We start from the raw sequence: 24,211 nt of genomic DNA on the forward strand, positions 1-24,211 counted from the left end.
GCGAGATCAACCACCTCTTTCCGGGGCTTGTTCCTCGGACTCACAGGGGCGGCTTGATCTTCACCTCTCCAGGGGTAGGGATGTTCTCCTCCTGACTCTCCTTGACCGACTTACCCTTGGACTCGCGGATCTTCTTTAGAACGAAGGGCGCTTCCTTAGTCCCATGCTTTCCAAGCAAGACCGTTGTCCTCCCGATCACGAATCCGGGGAGAACAGCCTCCACCGTGTACTTGCCGGGCGGGAGCTCCGGCGAACGATACTTCCCCTGGACGTCGGTCTGGACGGAGACCACCGACTCCTCGATCTTCCCGCCGAGGTTGATGAAGTTGAGGGTGACCCCCGGGACAGGGGGGGGTGGAAGAGGGGCGCCGCTTTCATCAACGAGGGTCGCCTTGCCCAGGATGCGTGGCGCCGCACAACCCCCGCTTCCCATGAGGATCGTGAGAACGCAGCCCGCGTGCAGGAGCCTATGCCTCATTGTCCTTCTCCTCTCTTGACACCAGCTTGCCCTCCGCCCTGAGGGGGGCTCGACGCGCCGTCCCCTATGTCCACTAGCCCCAACTCACCCGCGGTCGTGGTCACGAGGAACCCGCTCCCCGCCCGCGTGGCCGAGGCCAGGGGCTCGCCGAGGTCCGCGCTCTCCAAGAGACGGCCCTCTAGAAGATCGGCCCGGTGGGCTCCTCCGGAGCGGTCGACCCACAGGAGAGACTTCCCCCTGATGTCCGCTCCCAAGGCCGGCGATTCGACCTTCCCCTGGAACTTCATCTCCCCCGAGACCCAATCGTGGACTCGGACGTCTGTGGCGCCCATGATCACGAGGTACGCCGACTGCGGAATGACCTCGTAGCGATCCTCGCCGGAAACGTGCAGCCGCCACGACTCGTGGCCGTATTCGTCCAAGCCCACCAAGTAACCGGCTTCGGAGCGCACCACCATGCGCCCCCGCGCGACCTGGATCTCCGTCAGGCGCTCGTCCAAGCTCTTTTCCCAGGTCTTGACGAGGCGACCCTCGGAGGGGCGGGACCCCACCGGCGGGGGCTCCCAGGCAACTTCGAACACGCTTCCCTGCCGGGTCGCCGCCACCCAGGAGCGGGCCGATGCGGACCGCACGGGAAGAAGGTCTCCCCCTGCCGACAACGGCTCACCCCCGAGGATCCCCGAGGGCCACACCGCCCGCAGGCTCCCCTCCCCATCGTCCACTAGCCAGGGGGCCGCTTTGGGGTCCCCGCCCACCGCGGGCGGGGCCACCGACCGAAAGCGACCGCGAAGACTCCACTGGAGGACGCCGTCCACGGGATTCAAGGCGTGAACGCGTCCGCCCGCCACCACCCCCAGGGTCCCTTCTCCCGTCACAGGACCGGCGTCGCCGCCGAGGATTCTCCTCCAGACCACGCGACCCGTAGACGGGTCGAGCCCGAAAATCTCCTCCCCGGCCACGGCCAGGACGCGTCCGGACGCCAGAACAGGAAGGCCCGAGGACCCTTGCCCGGCTCGATACCGCCCACGGGGGCGGAGCGTCGCGGCGTCGAAGACGTACGCCCAGCCGTCTTCGGTGCCGAAAGCCACATTCGGTCCGAACAGACGAGCGGGCCCGAAGAGGGGACCGGAGATATCGAACGCCTCCTGCGCCATCAGAGCCTGTTTCTCCCCCTCCGAGTAGGTTTTCTCGCCTTCAAGCATGGCGTCGGCGAACCGCCGCTTGAGTTGCTCCGCCGCCGCCTTGGGATAGTCCGCGAGCCTGGTGCCCGTGCCGAGGTCCAGGCCTACCAGCACCTTGGAGACCGCCAAGAGCCTCGGCGCCACGCCGCCGGGCGACTGCAGCAGGAGCGCCGCCGGGCCCTCGGAGGAGCCGGGCTGAGTCCAGCGCGGTTGCCCGGATGGAGAATAGGCAAGGACCGTCCCCTCCGCGGTGACGGCCGCCACAGACTCCGGGCCCACAAACGGAGCACTCGCGAGCTTCCCGGGCAGGGCCGAGGACCAGTGAACTCGGCCCGTAGCCGTGTCGTAGGCGATCAGCTGACCGTCCCCGGTCCCGCAAAGCGCCAGCCGCGGCTTTTCCCCGAAGAGCACCGGGGGATGCACGGCGAGGTCGGGCAGGCCCACCTTCCAGCGGACGCGGCCGGTGGCGGCGTCGATGCGAAGGAAGGCCTTGGCCCTCGTGACCACGAAGACATCTCCCCCCTCCACGATCGCGGGAGCCTCCGCCCGGCCCCCGATGTCGACCGCCCACAGCAGGCGACCATCCGCGGCCCCCAACCCCAGAAGCCGGTTCCGCCAGGTGGCCACGAAGACCGCATCGCCGCCGTCCCACCCCACGGAACTGGCTCGCTCGCCGAGCTCCCGGCGCCACCGAAGGGAGAGCTCCGCACGCGGAGAGAGGGTCCAGAGGCCGATCGAGCCCTCTTTGCTCGCCAGAGCCAGGCCCGAGTCCGTGAAGGCGACCCCGTAGGGAGCCGATGCGTCGACGGCGAGCCGCTTCTGTCTCTGCAGCGATCCGTCGGGGCCCAGGGTAAAGATGTAGGCCGCACCCGGGACCGAGACCTCTATAGGCCGCCCACTCGTCCCCGCCGCGGCGGGCGAGGCCCGGAGAGACTCGGCTCCCAGGTCCACCAACCAGGCCAGCCGCGGCCTCCGACCCGTGTCGACAACCGGGGCTGGGGACACGGCGGCCCCCGGAGCCCCCTGCGGGCCCAGGGGCAGCGCATCGGCGCTAGGGATTTGCGCCAGAACCGAGAAGAGGAAATAGGCCAAGCCCATGCCGACGACCCTTCGAAGCCGGGTTGAGGGGCGTCCGGGTGGCTGCCGCGATGCCCGGCCCGAGGCGGCGAGGGGCGGGGCGCACCGGCAGGTCGCCGCGACCGCGGCACTCGGACTCAGGCCGCCCCTTTCTGCAAACTGTTCACGGAATGACCATTAGGATCCTACCAATAAGCGTTCTGCCCTGCAAGGGACACTCGGCTTGTCTCCGGAGGGTCCGTTGGGGGTTCAGGCGCGTGGCCTGCTCAGCAACAAGAACCTCAATCAAAAGGGTAAAAGCCCACGCTGTGCACCCCGGAAGGAAGTGTGGGGCGGGTGGGGGTACACTTAGCACCCGTCGGCGACCCGCCGCCACTCCGACGGCGGGTGGTCCAGCCAGTATTGACCAACGTGGGGCAGGCGCCAGTGTCGAGTCCCAATGAGGGCGACCGCGAACCCGCGCCGAAGCCGATCGGGCCCGGTTTGGGAATGGCCGAGAGCCATCTGCCGACTAACTTCGGGCGCTACCAGGTCAAGGGCCTTGTAGGCGAAGGGTCCATGGGCCGGGTCTATCGGGCCTTCGACCCCAGGGCCCAGCGCATCGTCGCCATCAAGACCCTGAAGAGCGAGCACCTGTCGAGCTCCCGGGGCCACGATTATCTGAACCGCTTTCGAAGGGAAGCCCAAGCCGCCGGCAACCTGGCCCATCCCCACATCATCACCATCTTCGACGTGGGCGAAGACTACTTCGTCATGGAGCTGCTGGAAGGCCAAACCCTGGCCTCCCTTCTCCGGCCGACGGGGACGTTCGAGCTTCCGGAAGCGCTCCGCATCCTGGGCCTAGTGGCCGAGGGTCTCGACCACGCCCACAGCAAGGGCATCATCCACCGGGACATTAAGCCATCAAACATCATGCTCCTCCCCGATGGGCGCCCAAAGATCATGGATTTTGGCGTCGCGCACCTCTCCTCCACGGTGATCACGACCGCGGGGGAGTTCGTGGGTTCGCCGTCTTACATGGCCCCCGAGCAGGTTACGAGCAGCAAGGCCTCGCCCCGCACCGACCTCTTCTCTTTCGCCGTCGTGGCCTACGAGATGCTGACGGGGAGAAGACCGTTCGAGGGAGAGTCCATCGCCCAGACCGTTTATGCCATCGTCAACGCGGAAGCGGTCTGTCCCTCCTCCTGGAACCCCGCTCTGCCCCGGCACTACGACGTCGTGTTTCGACGAGCCCTCGCCAAGGACCCGAGCGTGCGCTACGCGAATGCCACCGCCTTCATGGCCGCTTTGGGCCGGCGGAGTGCGGACAACGTCGTCTCCGCGATGGCGGCGGCCGAGTCCTCTCTCCCGGAAGGGGACGTGCCTCCCGTGGGCGATGTCACCACTCATGACCTCAAGGCGCCCCCGGGAGCGCCGGAGAGTGCGCCCGGGACGCCGGCCGTCCGCTTTGCCGCGTGGTCACACCGCCTTCCGCCCCTCCTTCTGGCAGCCCTGGCTCTGTCCGCGACCGTCGCTTTGATCGCGCTCCGCGCCCCGCGTCCGGCCGGACGGTCCACGGAGTCGCCCTCTTCTCTCCTGACCGGAGCCATTGAGATCACGACCGACCCCGTGGGCGCCCAGGTCTGGGTGGACAATACGAAGAGGGGACTATCGCCACTGACTCTCTCGGGGGTACTCCCCGGCCGACACGCGGTCCGGGTCGCCCTCCCCGGGTTCTCCTCCGGGGAGTTGGCCTTGGACGTGCCCGCGGGAGCGTTCGCCGTGCCTCTGCGCTTCAATCTGCAGCCGGCGAATGCCATCCTCCAAATCCGTTCGGCGCCCGATGGAGCCCTCGTGTTCGTTGATGGCCACCCCCGGGGAACAACGCCCATCACCACCCTCTCCGTGTCCCCGGGCAAGCATGGGGTGGAGCTCACGCTCAAGGGTTTCGCGCCCTGGTTTGAGGCCGTCCAGGCGAGTGCTGGCGACCGGATGCCCCTTCTCGGCAGGCTCCAGCCCGAACCAGGCAACGCGCCGCCGAGCGCGCACTTGAGGAGCTTGGGGTGGGTCCACGAGGGGGACTTCTTGGAACCGGGGCCGGACGTGACGCCTCCGCGGAAGATCTCGGGGGAGAGCGCCCCCTACCCCGAGCCCGCCCGAAAGCTCAAGCTGCGGGGCACGGTTGCGGTCGAGATGACGATCACCACTCGGGGAGAGCCCACCGACCTTCGAGTCGTGGAGTCGGCGGGAGCGGCCCTGGATGATGCCGTCCTCGCCGCCGTCCGCACGTGGCGCTACGCTACGGCGGAAAAGAACGGGGTCAAGGTCCAAACCCGCGTCCGCGTCCAACAGGACTTCGAGGGCGGACGCCAGACCCGCGCGGAGACTACCTTCCCGTAACCAGTCGCCCTGACGGGCGGGCCTACGCCGGATCCAGGATCGGAACCGATCGGCCCCTCCCCCATTTCCCTCCGTGGGTCCCAGTGAAGTCCAGGGAACTCAAGATCAAGCTTCGCGTTCCGGCCCGCCACGGACAGGCGTGAGCCGGTTGGTCCGGAGCCGGACGTGGCCTTTCCGGTTTCCGGACATGTGCAGGAGGGGTCTGGAAGGCGAAGTGCTTTCCCACGAACGAGATGGCTTCTTGCTGGGGTCCGGCATGGCCTGTGCAACTGCCCAGTAGTGAGAAGGGCTGCTCTCCGGGTCGGCCGGGGAGAGAGCCGCGGACGCATTGGAGACTAACGATGCCAGGATTTCCCACGGCGGGCGGACCAACAAGAACATACTCGGTCTCCTGTCACAATTGCCACGCTCCTTTTGACGCCTTCGACACGCACTGGTGCTCCTGCGCCGCCGTGGGGCGCACCCTCGTCTGCCCGAGCTGCCGGACGTGCTTCTGCGCGGCCCCGCCCGCATACAAGCGGAGCTTCTGGATCGACGCCCCCGGAGGCCTGTGGGATCTGCCGCTCGCGGAGCAGACGCCCGAAGGGGCCCCCGAGAGGAACCCGCACCCGAGCCAGCTCATGCGGCCGCTCGTGTTGCTCGTGGACAACGAACCGCAGATCCGGAGGGTGGTGAGCCGGGCGATCCAGAGCCTGGGCTTCGGGATGATCCGGGGCACTAACGGCGAGGAAGCCCTGCTCCTCGCCAAGGAGTACCAGCCGGACCTGATCCTCACCGACGCCCTCATCCCCGGGCTGGACGGGCGGGAGATGTGCGGTCATATCAAGGCCGACCCCGAGACCGCGCGCATCCGCGTCGTGGTCATGACCGTCCTCTACCCGAACGTCATGTACGCGATGGAAGCCTACAAGAAGTTCAAGGTCGACGAGTACGTGACCAAGCCCCTGGAATTCGAGGCGCTGCGAGCCCTCCTCCGAAGGCACCTGGGTGAGCCGCCGGAATGGGCCCAGTGCTCGACCGGGTAGGGACGCTGGTGGGTCGGGCGGGACCGGCGCCACCGGCCAAGGCCACGGGCTGACGACAAGGTGCCAGAGGCCGCGGGCTTAGCCGCGGGAGGTGATCTCCTCCCCGTGGACCCGGTACTCCGCCACGAAGACCCGCGCGATCTTGGGATCGAACTGCGTCCCCGCGAAGGCTTGGATCTCGTTGAGGGCATCCTCCGACGATCGCTTCCGGCCGTAGGGCGTGCCCCGCGTCATCGCGTCGAAGGCCTCCGCCACCGCCACCACCCGCGCGCCCAAGGGGATCTCCTCGCCGCTCAGGCTCCGGGGGTAGCCTTTGCCGTTCCACCACTCGTGGTGGCCGTGGATCATGGGCAGGATGTCCGCCCAGACCGTGATCGGCTTCAGGAGCTCGGCGCCCAGGGCGGGATGTTGCTGGATGTGGCGGCGGACCTCCGGAGAAGCATAGTTCGGCGACTTCAGGATGGCGGGGTCGAGACGGATCTTCCCTATGTCGTGGAGCAGGCCCGCGAAATGCACGCTGCGCCGCTCCGCGTCCGTCATGCCCAGGCGCCGGGTCACCATGTCGGAGAGGGCGGCCACCCCCCGCGAGTGTCCAGGGGGAAAGATGTCCATCCCCTCCATGACCGAGACCAGAATCTCCGAGGTGTGGGTGAAGAAGTTGATGGCCCGCTCCTGGGCGAGCGCGTTCTCGATGGCGACCGCGGCCTGGCGGGCCAGACTCGCGAGCAGATCCCGCTCCTCGGGTCCGAAGGCGCCGCTCTTCGCCCCCGCGATGGTCAGGGCGCCGCGGATCCCTCCGTGGTGAAGGCCCGCGCAAACGAATCCCGGCCGGTCCAAGGGCATCTCATCACAGCGAACGGAGTAGCGGGGGTGGTCCTGGGCACGCGCCAGAAGCACCGTCTCCCCCGTTCCCGCGACCAGGGTGGCGATTCCCTCCTGCTCACCCAGCCGCGCCGCAGGCAGGGAGTCGCTCCCCTCCCCCACCGCCAGCTGCACCCTCATCCCCCCTTCCGCCATGGGCTCGAAGAGCAGGGCCCGCCCCGCCGCCGCCCCGCACAGCTCCTTGGCGGAGGCCACCAGCCCGGCCAGGAGCCGATCGAGATGGGGCTCACCCGTGAGAACGACACCCACGTCGAGGAGGGCCCGCAGGTGCCGGTTGGAGCGACTCAGCCGCTCCAGGAGCTCGCGGTTCTCGCGCAACAGGCGCCATCGCTCCACGGCTTGACGGACCGAGCGCTCCAGCCGGGCCACCTGCAGGTTGGCCTTGCCGATGTAGTCGAACACGCCATGGCGGATTCCCTCGATCGCGGAATCCATGTCCCCGTGCCCGGTCAGGATCAGGATCTGGGTGTCGGGGCTCACGCCACGGATCCCGTCCGCCAGCTCGAGGCCGCCCATCTTGGGCATGATGAGGTCGAGGACCGCGGCCGCAAACGACCCGTCGCGCGCTCTCTCCAGGGCCTCGAGAGGATCGGTGAGAGAGACCGTTTCGAAGCCCCTCTCCGTCAAGACCTCGGCCACCAGGCCGCCAAAGGACGGCTCGTCATCCACCACGAGGATTCGAGAAGGAGGCAGGCCCATGGACGCTTGATACCTGCTCCGGATCCTAGGCGCCTTTCCCCAGGAGTGTCAACAACGAGGCCGGAGAAGCGTGTGCTAGACTCTCGCCGTGGCCGCCGCGGCGAAGCCCGAGGGCCTTGTAGTAGCGATCGTGGGCGAGGGGACCGACTCCCGCAGCTGGGCCTCTGTCTTGGGAGCGCGCGGCTTCCGAGTTGTCCACGGCGAGGAACTCTCCGCCCTGCTCCCCGAGCACCCGGTTCTGACCCTCATCTTTAGCGAGCCCAAGGATGCCCCCAAGACCGTGACCGAGGTGGCTGGTCTGCCCTCCCCGCCGCCCGTCACCCTCTTCATGGGCCCCCTTGACGAAGAGCATCCCCACACCCGGTTCGTGCACACCCTGATCGAGGCCAAGCGCGAGTGGGAGGGGACATTCGACGCCATCGTGGATCCGGTGGCGCTGGTGGACGGCGGGGGCTTGCTGGTGCGGGCCAACCTGGGCCTGGCCCGCGTCCTCGGCTGCTCGATCCGCGAGATCATCTCCTCCCCCTACCGCGAGGTCCTGGGCGAGCCTCGGCCCGGTTTCCCCGACCCTATCGCCTTGAGCCTCGCCGACGGTCGGCCCCGCACCGAGGAGACGCGCTTCATGAAGCTCGAGGGCACCCTGCAGGTGACGACCTCTCCCCTGCTCGGCGAGGCGGACGGCCGCCGGGGGCTGGTCGTGATCCTCAAGGACGTGAGCGAGTTCAAGGAGAACCAGGAGCGCCTCCTCCAGGCCGTCCGGCTGGCCGATGTCGGCCAACTCGCCGCGGGCGTCGCCCACGAGATCAACACCCCACTCGCCTCCATGGCCCTGCGGGCGGAGAGTCTCCTCCAGAACGCCCAGGACCCCCGCCTGCTCGCCATTGACACCTTCAAGAACTTTCCGCGCTACCTGAAGACGATCGACGAGGAGATCTTCCGCTGCAAGAAGATCATCGGCGCCCTTCTGGATTTCAGCCGCAGCCGCAAGCCGGAGGTGCGCATCACGGACCTGAACGCCCTCGCGGAGAGGGCGACCGAGCTCGTGGATCACCAGATGCGGCTCAAGCAGGTGACGCTCTCCCTCCGGCTCGACCCCGACCTGCGGCATATCGAGGCCGACGACGGCCAGATCCGGCAGGTTCTCATCGCCCTGCTCATGAACGCCCTGGACGCGACCTCGGCCGGGGGCCACGTGGTGGTCGAGACGCGGCAGGACGGCGATCACGGCGTCTCCCTCTCCGTGACCGACGACGGGGTGGGGATCCCGACCGAGAATCTGCCCAAGATTTTCAGCCCCTTCTTCACCACCAAGCCGCTCGGGCAGGGGACGGGCTTGGGCCTGGCCGTCTGCCACGGTATCGTGGCCGGCCATGGAGGCGAGATCCGCGTGGAGAGCGAGGTCGGGAGGGGCACGCGGTTCGCCATGGTCCTGCCCACGGCCAGAAAAGCGCCGGGCAATCAGGGGTAAGATCCCCACCGGGAAGCAGCGCGTTCCGATGCGAGGGTAGCGATGGCGGAGATGCAGTCGGCGCGGGTGCTGGTCCTGGAGGACGACAAGGCCCTCTCGGAAGTCGTCTGCGAGGAGCTGCGCGCCCGGGGTTGCCACACCGTGCCCGCCCACACCGTCGCGGACGGCTTCGAGCAGCTCAAGCAGTGGGAGTTCGACGTTGCCCTCGTGGACCTCATCCTCCCCGACGGCAGCGGGATCGAGCTCCTCAAGCACATCGCGGAGGAGGAGCTGCCCACGGAATCCATCGTCCTCACCGGGTACGCCGCGGTCTCGACCGCCATCGAGGCCATGAAACTGGGGGCCTACGACTACCTCACCAAGCCGGCGCGGATGGAGGAGTTGGAGGTTCGGGTGGCCAAGGCCGCGGAGAAAGCCCGTCTGCGGCGGGAAAACCTCTCCCTGCGGGAGCGGCTCAAGCGCCAGGACCCCGCCCAGGGCCTGGTCACCGAGGATCCCGCCATGAAGGAGGTCCTGGCCACGGTGGGCCGGGTGGCGCCCTCCGACATCCCCGTGCTCATCCAAGGAGAGAGCGGGACGGGCAAGGAGCTCATCGCCCGCGCCATCCACGAAAGGAGCCCCCGGGCGGGGCTCCCGTTCTTGGCCATCAATTGCGCGGCCGTGCCGGAGAGCCTCCTGGAGAGCGAGCTCTTCGGGCACGAGAAAGGATCCTTCACGGGCGCGATCGCGCGCAAGCCCGGCCTCTTCGAGCTCGCGGACCGGGGCGTGCTCCTGCTGGATGAGGTCGGGGAGGCGCCGCTGTCGGTCCAGGTCAAGCTCCTCCGGGTCCTGGAGACCAAGGAGTTCCTGCGCGTGGGGGGGACACGTCCGGTGCGCTCCGACGTCCGGATCGTCTCCGCCACGAATCGGAACCTCAAGGAGGAGATGCACGAGGGACGGTTCCGCGAGGACCTCTACTACCGCCTGAACGGCGTCAGCCTCCAGCTTCCCGCCCTGCGCGACCGCCGCGAGGACATCCCGCTCCTGGCCCGTCACTTCGTGGACCGCTTCGCGGGCAAGAAGAAGCTCAGCGCGAAAACCCTTGAGCTGCTGAAGGCCTATTCCTGGCCGGGGAACATCCGCGAGCTGTCGATGGCGATCCAACGGGCGGTGGTGCTTTGTGCCAAAGACACCATAGAACCCGACGACCTCCCGCTGGACGTTCGGACGCCGGACTGGAAGGCTCCCGCGGTGCGCACCGAACTCACGCTGGCGGAGATGGAACGCGAGTACATTGCGACCGTGCTCGAGCAGCACCAGGGGCACCGTGGGAAGACGGCCCGGGCTCTCGGCATCGATCCAAAGACTCTCTACAACAAGCTGAGCCAAGACCAGGTGCGCAAGAAGGGCGACGACCAGGAGGGCTAGGCTCTCAGGAATCCTTCCCGAGCCAAGGGAGGAATGCCCGGGTCCCCGGACCCCAGGCCGCCCCCCAACGTACGCCAACTCACACATTTTAAGGTTCTTCCCACCCCCTCCCCCACTGGCACCGGTGTTGCCCTTCAAGGAAGGCGTCGGGGCAATCTCAGCCCCCAGAAGGAGGGTTCCACAATGTTGGAAAGCGCCGGTGACCGTCGGTCTCACAGCCTCGGGTGGGCCAAATGACCTCCTCCCTAGCACTTGCCCAGCCTCAGGCGGGCGTGGAGCCGTCGCCTCCCGCTGAGGAGTCGTACAAGGCCGAGAGCCGGCCTTCAAGCGCTCGGCAGTTCCCTGAATACCTCCGGGGGCTCCCGAGCGTCATCCAGGCCCCAACCGAGACAGCCGAGATCGGCGCCCTCATCCGGGAATCCCTGAAACCGCTGACCGAGCTGGCTCGGCATGGGATCCGCGTAGAGCTGAGCCTCCCCCCGTCTGCCGTCCGGGTGCACGCGGGCTGGCTGACTGCGAATGAGGTCCTGCGCATCCTGGCCCGTCGGGTGCTGGAGAACGTGTACGAGGGTGGCGTCCTCAGCATCGACGCTCGTCCTGTCGGGGACCGGATCATCGTCGAGATGGCCCACAGAGAGGGCACGGTGACGGCGACGTCCCCCGACGTCTACCCCAGTCCGGCCGAGGACCCGCGCTTCCGCCGCGTGAGGGCGCTCCTGGCGGGAATCGGCGGCGCCTTCATGTTGGAGCGTCAGGAATCCGGGGGGCTGTCGGTCTGGATCGCGCTGGCAGTGGCCCAGGCTTAGCCGCATCCCTCCCGGAGCGGGCTCCCCTTGCGGGGGGGGAAAATCCGTGACCGGCTCCCCCTTCCGGTGGGCAGTGATCCGGCAGGCCCAGGCGTACTCTTCCCGGGCTGCGGGGAGCGCGGCCTTCAAGGGTGGGGAAAGACACGGGAACCCGACGGCCAAGGATCGCCGCCGGCCGTATAGGAAGGGGGTCGGGCGCCGGCCGACCGCAGGCACGTCTCGGTGCGACGCGAGTGGGTCAGTTCCGCTGGCGCATCGGCACCGCGTCCGCGCTGCCTTCCTGAAGCACACGCACGGCCTTGATGTAGCGCTTGTTCAAGGCCACGAAGGGCTCGACGATCTGGGAATCATTGATCGTGACCTCCGTCATATTGAGAAACGGCCGATCATCGCAGAGCACGTCGCTCAGCCGTTTCTTGTTCTCCGGCACGAACACCTGCCCAACGTACACGCCGTCCTCGGCCTCGATCCGTACCCTCGCCCATTTCGCACGCGCGTTGTAGCTGGCGAGGCCCACTCCCTGCGTTGCCATGTCCGCCTCCAAACCTGTTCGAGCCCGGACCCCTTGTGGCCGTGCTCGCAGGATTGAATTGCAGGAGGCGGGCCAGCGGCCCGCGGACCAACAACAACCATAATATCAATTAGTTATGGTGATGGACCTAAGGGCTAAGCTCCTGATTCGGCAAGGGCGCCCGGGCGGCTCGGGAGGAATTCCACCGCACGACGGCGACGGCCACGAGCATGAGCGCCGTGTGGGTCAAGAAGAAGACGGTCGCGAAGAGAAGGAATTCGGGGCGTTTCAAGAGCGTGACCGCCACCACGATCGCGACGGCAACGCTGCGGGAGGCGAAGACGAAAGCCACGGCCAGGCGCGCCCCCCTCCCCACGCCGCAAATCCGCGCAACCGCCCACCCGCTCAGGAGGGCGAGCCCGGTGAAGAGACCGGCCGCCGCGGCGGTGTCCCAGAACGCGCCGGCCAGGAAACGAACCTGGCTCCAGAGGAAGCCCCCGACGAGGGCGATGAGCCCCCCCAGGCTCACGCCCTGCAAGAAGGGTCGATGCCTTTTAACCGCCTCCGGGAATCGCCGCCTCCAGAGCATGCCCACCCCCGTCGGCAGAAGCAGGAGAAAGAGCAGCTGGCCCATCATTATCAATATGGGGGGCCGGATCCCAGAGGGGTGGATGGCCTGCCAGGAGAGACCGCCGGCGAGCACAAGGGGTAGCGATACGACCGATAGGACGTCGAAGACCGCGGTCAGCGTCACCCCGAGCGCGGTGTCCGCTCCGGCGAGAGAGATGTAGACGCTGGACAGGATGGCGGGGGGACAGGCGGCCATGAGAATCATCCCCGCCGCGATCGCGGGCGGCGGGCCCATGGCCACGATGAGGCCCGAGACCAAGAGGGGCAGCACGAGAACCTGCCCCAGGGTGGCGGCCACCACGGTACCCGGATAGAGAGCGACCCGACGGAAATCGGCGGCGGTCAGCTCCAGCCCCACGAGCGTCATCAAGAGGAAGGTGGCCGCGGGAACCCCGACCTCCACGAGCACCTTGAGCACAGGAGCCGGAGTATAACCCCCGCCGTCTCCACCCGCGGGCGATGGGTTACACTCAGGACTCATGTCCTCCTCCTGGACGCGCGCGATCGTCGTGGGGGCCTCCTCGGGCATAGGCGCGGCCCTCGCGCGACGGCTCTCCCGCCAAGGGTGCCGATTGGCCCTCGTGGCCCGGCGGGAGGATGCGCTTCTGGCCCTGGTCGCCGAGATCGGGTCGGCCGCAGGTGATCCCGGGCGCGCCCGCGCCTATGCCCACGACGTCACGAGCGCCCCGGACATCCCGGCGCTGTTCCAACGGATCTGCCGGGACCTCGGCGGCCTGGACCTGATCATCTACTCGGCGGGGGTCATGCCCCCGGTGGCGGAGGACGAGTACGCCTTCGAGAAGGACCGCCAGATCATCGAGGTGAACGTGCTGGGGGCCATGGCCTGGCTGAATGAAGCCGCCCAGCGCTTTGCCCGCGCGGGCGAGGGCACGATCGTGGGCATCTCTTCCGTCTCCGGCGACCGCGGGCGCAGGGGCCAGCCGGCCTATTGCGCTTCCAAGGCGGCGCTCGACACCTACCTGGAGGCGCTGCGCAACCGTCTCCGCCGCCGGGGCGTTACGGTGGTGACGGTCAAGCCGGGGCCCGTCGACACCCCCATGAGTCAGGGTGTGGAACGGCGGCCCCTCCTGATCTCTGCCGACCGCGCCGCGGAACTGATCCTGGCGGCCGCGCGGCGCCGCGCGGTCATGGCCTACGTGCCCCCCGCCTGGCGCCCGATCATGTTCGCGCTGCGCCGGATCCCCTCCCTCGTCTTCAGCCGCCTCGACGTGTGAGCGCACGCGTCCCTCTCCCCCCCCTCTCCCTCCGGGCGGCCACCCCCGCTGCCCTGCCCGCAGAGCGCCTGGAGCGGCTCTGGGCGTGGGGCCTGTCCTCGAGCGCGATGGGCTACGTCTATCGCCCCCGCACCCAGGATGGGCTGCGGGAGGTTCTGGAGACCGCCCGCGCGAGCGGCGTCTCCTTGGGCCTGCGGGGGGCGGGGTGCAGCTACGGCGATGCGTCCCTTAACGCGGAACGGATCGTCTTGGACCTGACCGGGATGGACCACATCCTCGAGTGGAACCCCGCCACCGGGGTGGCGCGCGTGGAGCCGGGGGTCACGATCGGCCAGCTCTGGCGGCACGCCATCGAGGATGGCTGGTGGCCGGCGGTGGTGCCGGGAACGATGTTCCCCACCTTGGGTGGCTGCGCGGCCATGAACATCCACGGCAAGAACAACTGGGCGGTGGGGCCCATCGGCGACCACATCTTGGATTTTGAGCTCCTGCTCCCCAGGGGCGAGATCCGGCGCTGTAGCCGCGAGCGCGAAGCCGAGCTCTTCCACGCCGCCATCGGCGGCTTTGGGATGCTGGGCTGCTTCCTGAGCCTCACCCTGCAGCTGAAGCGGGTCCACTCGGGTCTCCTCTCCGTGGAGCCGATCTCGGTTCGAAACCTGGGAGAGATGATCGCGGTCTTCGAGGAGCGCAAGGACCGGGCCGACTACCTCGTGGGCTGGGTGGACGCCTTCGTAGCGGGACGGCAGCGCGGCCGCGGGCTCGTCCATCAGGCCAACCAACTCGCCCCCGGCGAGGACCCCGAGCCCGGCCGCACCCTGCGCGCCTCCCACCAAGAGCTGCCCGCGACGCTGTTCGGAGTCTTCCCCAAGGCGGCCCTCTGGCGCCTGATGCGGCCCCTCGTCAACCACCCCGGCTTACGGCTCGTCAATGCCGTGAAGCACCACTCCAGCCGGATCTCCTCCCGCCGCTCCTACCGCCAGTCCCACGCGGCCTTCGCCTTCCTCCTCGACTACGTGCCGGACTGGCGGCTCGCCTACGCCCCCGGTGGCCTTATCCAGTACCAGAGCTTCATCCCCGCGGAGCGGGCGGCCGCGGTCTTCGGGGCCCAGCTCGACCTGTGCCAGAAGCGGGGCCACGTGCCGTACCTGGCCGTCCTCAAGCGCCACCGGCCCGACGCGTTCCTCATGACCCACGCCCTCGACGGTTTCTCCCTCGCTCTCGACTTTCCGGTCACGGCCGCGGGGGCGAAGAGCCTGTGGGCCCTGACCGCCGACCTGGACCGGGCGGTGGTGGAAGCGGGGGGGCGCTTCTACTTCGCCAAGGACTCTACGCTCAGCCACGCCGGTCTGCGGCCGTACCTGGAGGAGGAGCGGGTCCGGAGGTTCCTGGCCCTCAAGAGGGAGTGCGACCCGGAGGGGCTTCTGGAGACGGACCTCTACCGGCGCATCTTTCCGGTCTGATCCTCGCCGGCGGCGACCCCGCCGGCGGTGGCCGGAAAAAGCGCGACCCGCCTCGCCCCGTGGCCCTCGCGGGAGAGAGCGCGGAGCGGGAAGTCGTATAGTCGACCGCGCCACCCTGGGTGCCGGGCTCTCCCCGCGGGGAGGACCCCCGAGGCCATCCGGCGACCCGAGCGAGCCGCGGGCGTCGAAGTGCTAACATGCGCGCGGAGGGATAGCCATGCCGCATCCGCCCCCCGAGGTGACGCCGGAGATTGTGCGCGGCGACCTCACGGAGGACCTGCTCCAGGCTTACTCGCAGAGCCCGGCCCTGGCCGTGGACACGGAGACCATGGGTTTGAACCCTCTCCGCGACCGCCTGTGCCTGGTCCAGCTCTGCGATCGCGCGGGGCGGGCCGCCCTGGTGCAGATTCCACGCGAGGCCCTCTCCCCCGCCCGCCCCCTGGAGGCCCGCGCCCCCCGCCTGAAGCGACTCCTCGAGGACCCCCGCGTCCTGAAGGTCTTCCACTTCGCCCGCTTCGACGTGGCGACCCTTCGCCACCACCTGGGCATCGACGTGTTCCCCCTTTACTGCACGCGCACGGTGAGCAAGCTCGTCCGGACCTACACCGATCGCCACGGCCTAAAGGACAATCTTCTGGAGCTGCTGGACGTCGAGCTGGACAAGACGGCTCGCCACACCGACTGGTCGACCCCCGCCCTCGCCCCCGAGCAGGTGCGCTACGCGATCTCCGACGTCACCCTCCTCCTGCCCCTCATGGACCGCCTGGAGGCGATGCTCGAGCGCGAGGGGCGAGGCGAGCTGGCCCGGGACTGCTTCCGGGTGATTCCCGTCTTGGCCCGGCTGGATCTGATGGGGTACTTGGAGGTCTTCGAGCACTGACCGGCTAGAGCAGCCCCTCGACCTCCTCCGGCCGCAGCTCCTTCAGGTCCCGGAGGGCGGCGATCAGGGCACGGGTGAAGAACCGGCAGTGCTCCAGCCAGGGGCCCTCCTCGCCGATGGCCGGCAACGTCGGGGCGTGAAGGAGCGCCTCCTGCTCGGGGGTGAGGGGCACGGCCGCCCCCCCCTCAACCCGATGAGGGGGCCGACGGTCGTGACGGAAGCCGGAGACACCCGGGAAAGCAGCCTCCAGTAAATGATCGATCACGCGCACAATGCGCGACTGGTCCTGGCCGAGGAGGCGGCTGTCGGCCCGGACCGAGACCTCGGTGCCCCGCCGCGTGACCGCCACCGCGATCGCGATGGAGGTTCCTTCCACCCGCAAGAGCTCGTTCGCGATCTCCGCGATCACGTCCCGGTGCTCCTCCCGCACAAAGCCGATGGGGGCCAGCCGGACCGCCTCCGTCACCTCCTGGTTGCGGAACGCGGCCGCGCGGTAGACGTGCCACTCCGGGGGGACCCGGTAGTCGCGTAGATCGTCGAGCAGATCCTGGGTCTCCTCGTCTCGGGTGAGGAGCTCGAACATCTTGAAGTCCACGGGCGTGGCCCCGTGCAGGAGGGCGCTGGTATCGGTGTAGATCCCGAGGGCGGCCGCGGCCCGCCCCGCCGGCCCGAGCTCGTCCAGGACCCCGAAGGCGGCCCCGATGACGGCCATGAAGGCGGACGTGGACCCGACGGGGATGCCCACGAAAGCCAGCTTGACCCGACGCACGCCCCGCGCCCGGCAGTTCTCCTCCACCTCGGCTGGGTCGGCGTGGTGGTCGGCCACGAAGAAAACGTCGCGCACGGGGTCGACCCCACCCGTGTTGGACATGCCCAGGGGAGGCGAGGTGTCGACCAGGCAGTGCAGCCCGCGGGGCAGCCGCCCTTGGTTGGGGTCATGCAGAGTAATGCCGCAGCGCTCCACCAGGTTGCGGTTCTGGGGATGGCCCAGGCTGCCGGTGAGGATCCGAACCTGGGTGGCGCCGAGGTGCTCGAGGATGGCCTTCAGCAGGACCGCGCTCCCCAGCGCGTCGGGGTCCCCCACCCACTGGGTGAAGATGTTGGCACCCCGCCCGCGGATCGCGGCCGCGCTGCGGCGCAGGCCCACGTAGGCGCTCTGGGCGGAGGTGAGGATGGGCAGGTTCTCCTGAGCCCTCCTCTTCCCCAGGATGGGCTGGAAGCGCGAGATCACGGCGTGGGGACCAGGCACCCGTGCCGGGCGCTGCAGGATCGGACCGTTGCGTCCGTTCTTCATCACTCTCCGGCCCCCTGCGGCGGCGCGGGCTCAGCGGGCGGCATGGAATCCCCTCCCCTCCTTGGCCAAGTTGCTGAGCATCACCGCCGGGCGGAAGCGCTCACCGTGTGCGTTCGCCAGCCTCTCCAGCACCTCCGCCGCGAAACGGGCCCCCAGGTGGTCCAGGTACCGGAAGGGGCCGCCCAGGAAGGGAGGAAAGCCCAGGCCGAAGATGGCCCCCACGTCGCCGTCGCGGGGGGAGCGCAGGATCCCCTCCTGGAGGCAGAGCACGGCCTCGTTCAGGAAGGCAAAGACCAAACGATCCTGGATCTCCCGGACGTCGAAGGGCCGCCGACTGGCGCCCCCCGGCAGGAGGAGGGCGTACACGGAGGCGTCCACGCGCTTCCTCTTCCCGTCGTAGGTGTAGAAGCCCCTCTGGTTCTTGCGGCCCTGGCGGCCGTCGGACAGGACCTCCCCCATCAAAGGGGGTGGAGCCATCCTCTCCCCGAACTGGCGGTGCATGATTTTCGCCACCTTGGCGGCAACGTCGATCCCCACCTCATCGAGGAGCGCCAGGGGACCGACGGGAAAGCCGAAGGCGAGCAGGGCGCGGTCCACGTCCTCGATGGCGGCCCCCTCCTCCAAGAGGCGCGCCGCCTCGTTCAAGTAGGGGGCGAGCGCGCGGCTGGTATAGAAGCCGGGGCCGTCCCGCACCACGATCACGTGCTTGCCCAGCCGGCGGCCGAAGGTCACGGCCACGGCGGTGGCCCAAGCGTCCGTCTCAGGGGTAACGATCACTTCCAGGAGCGGCATCTTGTGGACGGGCGAGAAGAAGTGCATGCCCAGAACGCGGGCCGGGCGGCGGGCGCCCGCCGCGATCCGCCCGATGGGCAGGGAGGACGTGTTGCTCGCGAACACGCACTCCGCGCCCACCACCCCCTCCGTCTCCGCCAGGACGGCGCGCTTCAGGTCCAGGTCCTCGAAGACGGCCTCTATCACGAGGTCGGCTCGCCGCAGACCCGAGTCGTCGAGGGTCGGGGAGAGCCGGTCCATCCGCTTCCCCATTTCCAGGCGGGAGAGGCCCCCCCGGACCCGCCGCTCTTCGAGGATCCCCCGCACATAGCGCAGGCCCTTGCCCAGGGCCTCGGGAGAGGCGTCCTTTAGCCGAACCGGCACTCCCGCTTCGGCGGCAGCTCCCGCGATCCCCGCCCCCATCAGACCCGCACCCAGCACGCCGAGCTTCTTGACCTCGCGGGCCTTTGTGTCTGGGGGATAGCCCGCATCTTTCTTGATCTCCTGGGTGGCGAAGAAGACGGACACCAGGGCCCGAGAGACATCGGAGACGGCCAGGGCACCAAAGCCCTTAGCCTCGATCTTCAGCCCTTCGGCCAGCGACGTGGCGGTGCCTTGTTCGATGACCTCCAAAGCCTTCACGGGGGCCGGATAGTGTCCGCCGGTCTTTTCCTGCACCGTGGCCCGCGCCCGCCAGAAAATGTAGGGCCGGAGCAAGCGTTCGTGGAAGCGGAGACCAGAGGATCGAGGCTTTAGGCTGCCGTCGGCCAGGGCAAGGGCCGCCTTCGTGGCCACGGGCACGAGCAGCGGCAACGGCACCACCTCGTCCACCAGGCCCGCATCGAGGGCTCGCTTGGCTTTGAGGCTCCGGCCGGTGAGGATGAGATCTAGGCTGCGGGAAAGGCCGATCAGGCGGGGCAAGCGCTGCGACCCCCCCGCACCCGGCAGGAGTCCCAGCGTCACTTCGGGAAGGCCGATCGCGGTCTTGGGATCGTCAGAGGCCACGCGGTAGCGGCAGGCGAGCGCGGTTTCCAGGCCTCCGCCCAGACAGGAACCGTGGATAGCCGCCACCACCGGCACGGGAACGCCCTCCAGCCGATCCAGGATCGCCTGGCCCGTGCGGGAGAGCGTCTCCCCCTCGAGCGCGCTGCGGATCTCCAGGAAGTCCTTGATGTCCGCGCCCGCGATGAAGTTATCGGGCTTGCCGCTCCGGATCACGACCGCCCGTATGGCCCGGTCCCCCTCCAGTTCGGTGAGCAGGGTCTGGAACTCCTCCAGCATGCCCTTGGAGAGGGTGTTGACCTTCTCCCCGGGAACGTCGATCGTGACCAGGAGGACGCCGCTCGCGTCCTGCTCCCGGGTAAGGGTTCGGGCCCCGCTCACGCCATCACGCCCCCCGCGCGCGTGGGGTCGCCTCGGGGCGGCTCCTCGACCTTCACCACCTCTGCACCCAGGTCGCCCAGGAGCATGGTGCAGTAGGGTCCGGGAATGTAGCGGGTCAGGTCCAGGACCCTGACGCCCTCCAGGACAGCGACTCCGGTATCTCTCACCTTTCTAGGACCATCGCGAAGCCCATTCCTCCTTGTGCGCAGACCGACAGCAGGCCGAATTTCCCGTGGCGCCGCGCGAGCTCGTTGGCAAGCGTGGTCGTGATTCGCGCCCCGGTGGCGCCGAAGGGGTGGCCGAGGGCAATCGAGCTCCCGCACACGTTGAGCCGCTCGCGGTCTACCCGTCCCACCGGAGCCGACCGTCCCAGCTTGTCACGGGCCCAGGTCTCCGACTCGAGGGCCTGGATGTTGGAAGCCACTTGGGCCGCGAAGGCCTCGTGCATCTCAATGAGGTCCATGTCGGAGAGTTGCAGGCCCGCTCGCTCCAAGGCCTTGGGAATGGCTAGGGCGGGGCCCATCAGGAGCTGGCCACCCGGATCCACCGCCGCCACCGCCCAGGAGCGGATGAAGGCCAAGGGCGTGTAGCCCTCCGCCTTGGCCTTGGCCTCCAACATAAGGAGGACGACCGCTGCCCCGTCCGTCAGGGGCGAGGAGTTCCCGGCCGTGACCGTCCCGTACTTACGGTCGAAGACGGGGGGAAGCGCGGCCAGGGCGTCGAGCGAGGTGTCGGGTCGCAGGAGGTTATCGGCGGTTACGACCACGTCGTAACGCGGGGGGACGAACACCGCGCAAGTCTCGGCCGGAAGCCGCCCGTCCGTGGTGGCGGCGGCGGCGTTCTTGTGGCTCAGGTAGGCGATGAGATCCTGCTCCTGGCGGCTGATCCCGTTCTCACGTGCCATCTTCTCGGCGGACTGGCCCATGGTCAGGCCAGTGGAGGGCTCGGCGATGGCCGGGGTCTCGGGCCGGAGGTCGCGGGGGCGGACCTTGGCGAAGACCCGGAGCTTGGCGGCCAAACCCCGCGCGCGCGAGGCCTCGATCAGGGCCTTGCTATGGAGGATGGGAACATCCGAGAGACTCTCGGCCCCCCCCGCGATGCCGGCCTCGGCATGCCCAGCCAGGATCGCGCTCGTGACGTCCACTATGGCTTGGTTGGCGGAGGCGCAGGCGCGGTTCACGCTGTGGGCGGGCACCCCTGGCGGCAAGCCCGTTCCAAGCGCCACCTCGCGCCCAAGGTTGGGGGCTTTAACCGAGGGGATCACCTGACCCATGACGACGGTGTCGATCCACGCCGGATCAACCTCCGTCCGCTCCAAGAGCTCGCGCAGGCAGGCCTTGCCCAGGTCTACCGCCGTGAGCTCGCGGTAGGCGGTGCCGGCCTTGGCAAACGGCGTTCGGCAGCCGGCCACAACGGCTACGCGACCGTCATTCATGGTTCATGCTGGAGCACGGTCGGAGTCGGCGTCCTGAATGTGCCGTTCACGCTTCCCGCGGCGTCCGCCAAACTTCGGCGGGGGTCTCGACGCTCCACGTGCCTTACTTCCGGCCCTCCTGGCCGTAGCGCCCGTCATGTGGGCGAGTCAGGATGCCACGGTACCACGAACCGACGCCGAGGCAGGTCCGATAGCCTTGGGTAGCCTCTGCTGGTCCCAACCGGCTGCCGGGGGTCGCGCTCGGTCAAGCGCTCCAAGGGTCCCCTCGACTCCTCGGGCGACCGGGCCGGGAGTGGGCCCCGGGGGCCGCGACGCGAGGGGGGATCTTAGCGCACCAAGCCCTCTCCCACCACAGAGCCGGGGTCCGGATGGGGTTGACAAGGGGCCCCTTGAGGAATACTGTACTCTTTAGTCATGATGATCGCATCCCACTCCGGTTGGCTCGGCGCCCGCGACTGTTGTTGTCGCCTGTGGCTCAGGGCCATCGGTGTGACCGGGGAACGGCGCAACTAGCTCATAACACCCCGGACCGATCCGCAGGCCCTTCGAGTCAGCCTCGAAGGGCTTTTTCATTCTGGGCCGTTTGGCGAGGCCCGAGGAGGTGCGCCAGGGAAGAGACAAGTGGACAGAGCATTCAAGGAGGCCGATCCGTGCGGCGGACGGCCTCCATTTTCCTTCCCGTTCGGCTTCCTTCCGCCGTTGGGCTGCGTGCTACTATTCCGATACGCGCCCGTAGCTCAATCGGATAGAGCGCTTGGCTTCGAACCAAGAGGTACCGTGTTCGAATCACGGCGGGCGCGCCACGAACCCCCCCCTACCCCCTGGTCGACTTCGAAGAGAACAAGGGGCTCACCGCGAACCGCTTCCGACAGAAGTGCGCAAGCGAGAAGGCTAGTTCAGTGGCCGGTTGCAGGCCAAGACCCGGCCACCGGCGCTCATGACCACGTGCACTGGGCTGAGCCCGAGCCCTGAAAGGCGCTCCTCGGGGGCGAGCACACAGTAGCGCTCCCCGCTCTTCCATCCCCCCTCAAGGTCAGGGAGGGAGAGCAGGAGGCGGGGCGCATCCGGGTAGCGGAGCCCGTCCTCCAGCGTTGGCGCCGAGCCTTCAACGATTTGCAGAGGCAGCGGTTGATAGAAGTTCATGGAGTTGGCGGTCTCGTAGTCTCCGTCTACGACAACGTGATCCCCGAGGCGGCAGATCTTCCCCACCCCTAGCCCGAAACGCTTCGAGGACACCACGTCCTCGCAGATGCCCAGGCTCAGGTGGGCCAGATATCCGAAAGCGAGCATCCCCCCCGCGAGGGCAAGGATCGATCGGACCCCCTCTCCGCGCGACGCGTACCACCAGGCTCCCATCAGCGCGAAGCCGAGGAGAGCGGCCGTGGCCGCGGCGGGAGTCAGGAGCTGAGCCACCACCGGTCCCGGCAGGCCGAGGAGAGGCCCGAAGTCCGTGGCCCACGCATGCAAGGGAGGGGATCGCGGGGCGCTCACCCCAATGCCCCTCCCTCCGATCCCGAAGGCGAGGGCTGCCCCCACCAGGACGAGAAGCAGACCGAGCACGCCCAGCGCCCGGAAGACCCAAGCTCGGCGGGCCTCCCCTTCCGGGTCCGACAGGCTGATCGCGATCAGGAGGGCGAGGGGGGGGAGAAGGGGGAAGGCATAGTGCTCGAGTCTCGCGGACAGGCTGAAGAACGCGAGCGTGACTCCCGTCCAGACGAGGCCAAGCCGGGCGACCGCCCTTCTTCCCGGGTCATCTGTGCTGCCCGGCCGAGGGCGGAAGGCCAGGGTGGCTAGAAATGGGGTCCAGGGAAAAAGCCAGACCGGTATCAGGGCCAGGAACAAGGGAAGAGACACGGACTCAAAGTCCAAGGGTTCTCTGCGGTTGAAGAACCGCAGGACCTGCTCGTTTAGGAAGTAGTGGCGGAGGAATCCCGGATTCTCAAGGGAAGCCGCGACATGCCAGGGGGCGGCGAGGAGGACGAAGAGAGCTCCCCCGCCGAGGGCGGGCCCGATGCGCAAGCGCGGACCCGCGCGGGCGAGAAGCATGTAGGTGAGCGGGATCGCTGAGGAGATGAAGACGGCAACCAACCCCTTCGAGAGCAGGCCACCCGCGAGGGCCGCGGAGAAGACGAGGACGCGGAAAGTGGGACGCTCTGGATCCAGATACCACCGCAGGAACGCATCCATCGCCAACACCTGGAAAAAGACCATGGCGCTGTCGTGCAGCGTCTCGCGCGTGAAGAGATAGGTGCCCGTACTGAAGGCGAAGGCTAGGCCCGCCCCGAGCCCCGCCAACTCGCCGGCCAGGGAGGCTGCCATCCGAGTCAGGAGCCACGTGGTCGCGATCACGAAAAGGGCCGGGGGAAGGTGGGCCGCGAACTCGGTCGCGCCCAGCACGCGGTAGGTGGAGGCTAGGATCCAATAGAGGAGAGGGGGCTTGTCGAGGAAGCGTACTCCGTTGACGTAAGGGGCGACCCAGTCATGGCGTGCCAGCATGCCCTGGGCCGCGTGGACGTAGAGCGCCTCGTCGACGTCCAGGACCGCGCGCCCTCCGGCGCAAGGCAGATAGAGCACGGCCGCGAGCAGAACGGGGGCCAGGAGCATGAGTCGGCTCTTCACGACGACGTATTGTCCGGTAGGAAGCCGGAGTGCTCAAGCGCGAGCCGCGTGCCGCCGGATGGCGTCGATGGGAGCGTCAAGGAGGCGCCTGTGGAGATCGATGCCCAGCACCTAGCAATGCCACCACCCGGTTAATCGCGGGTGCATCCGCCAAACGGAGGGTCCCGGACGCGGACAACTGGCGGATCGCCGGGCGCGGTCCGGTCGGATCCACGGAGGGCGCTTGCAACCTAGAGCACCCATTGCGCCTCGCTCGAAGACCCGGCACGGCGCCCGAACCGGCCGCAGCGGGGGCGGGAGCGCTCGACCGAGAGGACTCGTTTCACTAGTATGAAAGGATGGGGGCGTAAGCCGCGGCCCGCATGGGTGACTCCGATGGATGGCCGGACAATGAGCTCTTGATGACGGTCGCGGACGAGCCCTCCGCCTTTCCCCCGGACCAGGTCTCTTCCAGGACTCGTCTCCGAGGCAGGCCACGCCCGCATCCCTCACACCGCTCACCCGTCAGCGACCTCGACCCGTCGGGGCGACCGGGAATAAAGAGCGAACCGGGGCCCGGGGAGACTGGGCTCGGACGACCGCCCATGGATT

17 protein-coding genes, 1 tRNA gene and 1 pseudogene are annotated in these 24,211 nt (G+C 68.5%); 9 read left to right on the plus strand and 10 right to left on the minus strand.

Going from position 1 to position 24,211, the window contains the following annotated elements; genetic code table 11:
- Nucleotides 1–40 precede the first annotated feature (40 nt).
- Nucleotides 41–478 carry a carboxypeptidase-like regulatory domain-containing protein gene (locus VN461_21385; GenBank protein HXB57331.1) on the minus strand — a complete coding sequence of 146 codons (438 nt, stop codon included), beginning with the start codon at nt 476–478 and terminating at the stop codon, nt 41–43.
- The gene (locus tag VN461_21390; GenBank protein ID HXB57332.1) at nt 475–2,757 is read right to left on the minus strand and encodes a PQQ-binding-like beta-propeller repeat protein; all 2,283 of its coding nucleotides are present in this window, start codon (nt 2,755–2,757) and stop codon (nt 475–477) included. The genes VN461_21385 and VN461_21390 overlap by 4 nt, the downstream gene beginning before the upstream one ends.
- A gap of 468 nt (nt 2,758–3,225) precedes the next feature.
- On the opposite strand from VN461_21390, the gene VN461_21395 reads away from it, so the two are divergent.
- Together VN461_21395 and VN461_21400 are read left to right on the plus strand one after the other, a co-directional pair.
- Nucleotides 3,226–5,115: a TonB family protein gene (locus tag VN461_21395; protein ID HXB57333.1), complete on the plus strand. Its 1,890-nt coding sequence runs from the start codon at nt 3,226–3,228 to the stop codon at nt 5,113–5,115.
- Nucleotides 5,116–5,456: 341 nt separating this feature from the next.
- Nucleotides 5,457–6,140 (plus strand): response regulator, encoded by a 684-nt coding sequence (locus tag VN461_21400; protein ID HXB57334.1) that lies wholly within the window; start codon nt 5,457–5,459, stop codon nt 6,138–6,140.
- A 78-nt stretch (nt 6,141–6,218) separates the two neighbouring features.
- Here VN461_21400 and VN461_21405 read toward each other — a convergent pair whose 3' ends face one another.
- Entirely contained in the window at nt 6,219–7,721 is a 1,503-nt protein-coding gene (locus tag VN461_21405; protein ID HXB57335.1) for an HD domain-containing phosphohydrolase, read from the minus strand.
- A gap of 88 nt (nt 7,722–7,809) precedes the next feature.
- Between VN461_21405 and VN461_21410 the strand changes: the two genes are divergently transcribed.
- From VN461_21410 to VN461_21420, 3 genes are all read left to right on the plus strand, one after another.
- On the plus strand, nt 7,810–9,189 hold the full coding sequence (locus tag VN461_21410) for an ATP-binding protein (protein HXB57336.1): 1,380 nt from the start codon (nt 7,810–7,812) through the stop codon (nt 9,187–9,189).
- Nucleotides 9,190–9,231: 42 nt separating this feature from the next.
- Nucleotides 9,232–10,596, plus strand: a complete 1,365-nt coding sequence (locus VN461_21415; protein ID HXB57337.1) for a sigma-54 dependent transcriptional regulator — start codon at nt 9,232–9,234, stop codon at nt 10,594–10,596.
- 233 nt (nt 10,597–10,829) lie between these two features.
- Entirely contained in the window at nt 10,830–11,402 is a 573-nt protein-coding gene (locus VN461_21420) for a hypothetical protein (protein ID HXB57338.1), read from the plus strand.
- A 238-nt stretch (nt 11,403–11,640) separates the two neighbouring features.
- On the opposite strand, the gene VN461_21425 is transcribed toward VN461_21420, so the two are convergent.
- Nucleotides 11,641–11,934, minus strand: a complete 294-nt coding sequence (locus tag VN461_21425; GenBank protein ID HXB57339.1) for a hypothetical protein — start codon at nt 11,932–11,934, stop codon at nt 11,641–11,643.
- A gap of 127 nt (nt 11,935–12,061) precedes the next feature.
- On the minus strand, nt 12,062–13,024 hold the full coding sequence (locus VN461_21430) for a bile acid:sodium symporter (GenBank protein HXB57340.1): 963 nt from the start codon (nt 13,022–13,024) through the stop codon (nt 12,062–12,064).
- Between VN461_21430 and VN461_21435 the strand changes: the two genes are divergently transcribed.
- The 3 genes from VN461_21435 (at nt 13,023) to VN461_21445 (ending at nt 16,118) form a co-directional block, all read left to right on the plus strand.
- The gene (locus VN461_21435; protein HXB57341.1) at nt 13,023–13,778 is read left to right on the plus strand and encodes an SDR family NAD(P)-dependent oxidoreductase; all 756 of its coding nucleotides are present in this window, start codon (nt 13,023–13,025) and stop codon (nt 13,776–13,778) included. The genes VN461_21430 and VN461_21435 overlap by 2 nt on opposite strands.
- Nucleotides 13,775–15,238, plus strand: coding sequence for an FAD-binding oxidoreductase (locus tag VN461_21440; protein ID HXB57342.1), 1,464 nt, complete (start codon nt 13,775–13,777; stop codon nt 15,236–15,238). The genes VN461_21435 and VN461_21440 overlap by 4 nt, the downstream gene beginning before the upstream one ends.
- A gap of 217 nt (nt 15,239–15,455) precedes the next feature.
- A complete protein-coding gene (locus tag VN461_21445; protein HXB57343.1) occupies nt 15,456–16,118 on the plus strand; it encodes a ribonuclease H-like domain-containing protein in 663 nt (220 codons plus the stop codon).
- Nucleotides 16,119–16,122: 4 nt separating this feature from the next.
- Here the strand turns inward: VN461_21445 and VN461_21450 are convergent, their stop codons facing one another.
- The 4 genes and pseudogenes from VN461_21450 to fadI form a co-directional block, all read right to left on the minus strand.
- Nucleotides 16,123–17,412 (minus strand): hypothetical protein, encoded by a 1,290-nt coding sequence (locus tag VN461_21450; protein HXB57344.1) that lies wholly within the window; start codon nt 17,410–17,412, stop codon nt 16,123–16,125.
- A 30-nt stretch (nt 17,413–17,442) separates the two neighbouring features.
- Nucleotides 17,443–19,566, minus strand: coding sequence for a fatty acid oxidation complex subunit alpha FadJ (fadJ, locus tag VN461_21455; protein HXB57345.1), 2,124 nt, complete (start codon nt 19,564–19,566; stop codon nt 17,443–17,445).
- Nucleotides 19,567–19,574: 8 nt separating this feature from the next.
- A pseudogene (locus VN461_21460) lies at nt 19,575–19,733 on the minus strand (CoA transferase).
- Nucleotides 19,730–21,001, minus strand: coding sequence for an acetyl-CoA C-acyltransferase FadI (gene fadI / locus VN461_21465; GenBank protein HXB57346.1), 1,272 nt, complete (start codon nt 20,999–21,001; stop codon nt 19,730–19,732). The pseudogene VN461_21460 and the gene fadI overlap by 4 nt, the downstream one beginning before the upstream one ends.
- 726 nt (nt 21,002–21,727) lie before the next feature.
- Here fadI and VN461_21470 point away from each other — a divergent pair.
- Nucleotides 21,728–21,804: transfer RNA gene (locus VN461_21470), tRNA-Arg, on the plus strand.
- Between the two features lie 88 nt (nt 21,805–21,892).
- Here VN461_21470 and VN461_21475 read toward each other — a convergent pair.
- Nucleotides 21,893–23,620, minus strand: a complete 1,728-nt coding sequence (locus VN461_21475; protein ID HXB57347.1) for a glycosyltransferase family 39 protein — start codon at nt 23,618–23,620, stop codon at nt 21,893–21,895.
- Between the last annotated feature and the right edge of the window lie 591 nt (nt 23,621–24,211).

This window comes from Vicinamibacteria bacterium (assembly GCA_035570235.1).
GTDB lineage: Bacteria > Acidobacteriota > Vicinamibacteria > Fen-336 > Fen-336 > DATMML01.

What these genes read in the sequence shown, in the direction of transcription:
- VN461_21415 (HXB57337.1), top strand. Translation starts at nt 9,232, where the DNA reads ATGGCGGAGATGCAGTCGGCGCGGGTGCTGGTCCTGGAGGACGACAAG.
- VN461_21435 (HXB57341.1), top strand. Translation starts at nt 13,023, where the DNA reads ATGTCCTCCTCCTGGACGCGCGCGATCGTCGTGGGGGCCTCCTCGGGC.
- VN461_21400 (HXB57334.1), top strand. Translation starts at nt 5,457, where the DNA reads ATGCCAGGATTTCCCACGGCGGGCGGACCAACAAGAACATACTCGGTC.
- VN461_21430 (HXB57340.1), bottom strand. Translation starts at nt 13,024, where the DNA reads ATGAGTCCTGAGTGTAACCCATCGCCCGCGGGTGGAGACGGCGGGGGT.
- fadI (HXB57346.1), bottom strand. Translation starts at nt 21,001, where the DNA reads ATGAATGACGGTCGCGTAGCCGTTGTGGCCGGCTGCCGAACGCCGTTT.
- VN461_21450 (HXB57344.1), bottom strand. Translation starts at nt 17,412, where the DNA reads ATGAAGAACGGACGCAACGGTCCGATCCTGCAGCGCCCGGCACGGGTG.
- VN461_21385 (HXB57331.1), bottom strand. Translation starts at nt 478, where the DNA reads ATGAGGCATAGGCTCCTGCACGCGGGCTGCGTTCTCACGATCCTCATG.
- VN461_21445 (HXB57343.1), top strand. Translation starts at nt 15,456, where the DNA reads ATGCCGCATCCGCCCCCCGAGGTGACGCCGGAGATTGTGCGCGGCGAC.
- VN461_21405 (HXB57335.1), bottom strand. Translation starts at nt 7,721, where the DNA reads ATGGGCCTGCCTCCTTCTCGAATCCTCGTGGTGGATGACGAGCCGTCC.
- VN461_21395 (HXB57333.1), top strand. Translation starts at nt 3,226, where the DNA reads ATGGCCGAGAGCCATCTGCCGACTAACTTCGGGCGCTACCAGGTCAAG.
- VN461_21425 (HXB57339.1), bottom strand. Translation starts at nt 11,934, where the DNA reads ATGGCAACGCAGGGAGTGGGCCTCGCCAGCTACAACGCGCGTGCGAAA.
- VN461_21390 (HXB57332.1), bottom strand. Translation starts at nt 2,757, where the DNA reads ATGGGCTTGGCCTATTTCCTCTTCTCGGTTCTGGCGCAAATCCCTAGC.
- VN461_21420 (HXB57338.1), top strand. Translation starts at nt 10,830, where the DNA reads ATGACCTCCTCCCTAGCACTTGCCCAGCCTCAGGCGGGCGTGGAGCCG.